2 protein-coding genes are annotated in these 1,578 nt (G+C 33.8%); both read left to right on the top strand.

What is annotated here, in order from left to right; all coding sequences use genetic code 11:
* The first annotated feature begins 383 nt into the window (after nt 1-383).
* Nucleotides 384-890 (top strand): hypothetical protein, encoded by a 507-nt coding sequence (locus tag K350_RS0118290; protein WP_028981129.1) that lies wholly within the window; start codon nt 384-386, stop codon nt 888-890.
* A gap of 10 nt (nt 891-900) precedes the next feature.
* Nucleotides 901-1,383 carry a hypothetical protein gene (locus K350_RS0118285; protein WP_028981128.1) on the top strand — a complete coding sequence of 161 codons (483 nt, stop codon included), beginning with the start codon at nt 901-903 and terminating at the stop codon, nt 1,381-1,383.
* Nucleotides 1,384-1,578 lie beyond the last annotated feature (195 nt).

Here is a 1,578-nt window from a genome sequence, read left to right as displayed (position 1 = left end):
CTTGATGAGAAAAGTAACCAAAAGAATCAAGGGCTGTGAGGAAATTTGCTAAAATTTCAGTTCGTTACGCTAAAAATTTTGAAACTCGTCCTCCTGCGTCGGCCTCAAACATCAAAATTTTTGGCCGCTTCACTCACTGAAATTTCTTAACGCAATTTCCTCAAGGCCCGGACAGGTAAGCAAAAGAGACCAAAAGCATTAATCAAGATAAATTATTAGATTTTTTTGCCTTAAGAAATCAAAAAAGTATATTAGTCTGATAATGAAATTTTTTTGTACATCTAAAAATGACTTCAAAGTATTTTTTAGATTGATTTTGTACTACTTTTTTACAGAATAGCCGTAAAAGAAAATTACTTTTAATTGATTAATAGGAACATAAAATGGTTTTAAACGAAAAACAAAAAGCAAGAATTCTCTCTGCTTTCTCATCTGGAAATTTTAATCTGCAGAATGAAATTAGTAATCTGGAAAATGAAGGGTTTACCAAAGAAGATGCCACCAGTCAGATTCAAGCTGTGATTCGGCAAAAGCTTTTTGATGAACAGGTAAATAAGGAATCAACTGAAGATTACGAAAAGCTGGCTGCATTTGGTTTAATTTTTTTAGGATTAATCGGTCCTCTTTTTAATATAGAAAACTTTCTGTGGTATTTTTTTGCCTCTGTTATAGCCGCCGTAGGAGGGTATCTGGCATATAAGGATAAACCCTTTGGCGGAGCTGTAAGAAGCTTTACCTTCGTTGTACTGATTCCGTTTTTCTATAACTGGTATGTCTCCGGAAGATCTTCAATTATAAAAATAGAACTTTTAATACCTGTTGGATTAGCAATACTACTAGCGTATCCTACTGGATGGTTGGTCTCAAATATGTTAAAGGAAAATAACTGATTTTTTGTCAATGGAAAAACATGTACTAAATGAACGTCTTAAAAGGATAGAGCCTCTTGAGACATTGTGCCAGTTCTGTAATAGCAAACATTCAACAAATATGAATTTGAATTATTTTGTTCCTCTCTTCAAGGAGCAGGATAGGACAAATTTAGTTGTATATAGTTCTGTGAAGTTCAAACAAATATCTGTAGGGATTCCAAGATGCGCTTATTGTTATAAAATTCATAGCGAAACAAAGGTTAAAACATGGGCAATAAGTCTTTTGGCGGGAGCAATTCTCACTGTGATGGGCTTTTACATGTGGGGACCTTATGGAGTATTTTCCTTTATCGGATTTTTTATGGCCGCTCTTCTTACTCCAATGTTTATAACAGATGTAATTATTAAAAAGAAAGGTATACTGCCTCCTCAGGAAGGAGCGAAGAAAGATGTACTTGTTCAGGACTTTGTTATCAGCGGCTGGTCATTGACTCAACCTTCTCCAAGGTAGTATTATCAATATAAGGTTAAATAAAAACTTTTAGATATATTTTATAGGATTAGGGTTTTATTCCCGTCATTAAGGTGTTGAATAGGGAAATTTATAATATGTCCCATTATATTAGTTTTGTCACTTTTCTCCTTGATGAGAAAAGTAACCAAAAGAATCAAGGGCTGTGAGGAAATTTGCTAAAATTTCAGTTCG

This window comes from Sporocytophaga myxococcoides DSM 11118 (assembly GCF_000426725.1).
GTDB lineage: Bacteria > Bacteroidota > Bacteroidia > Cytophagales > Cytophagaceae > Sporocytophaga > Sporocytophaga myxococcoides.
Note: the sequence above shows the minus strand (reverse complement) of the source record. Positions and strands in the feature narration are given on the sequence as shown.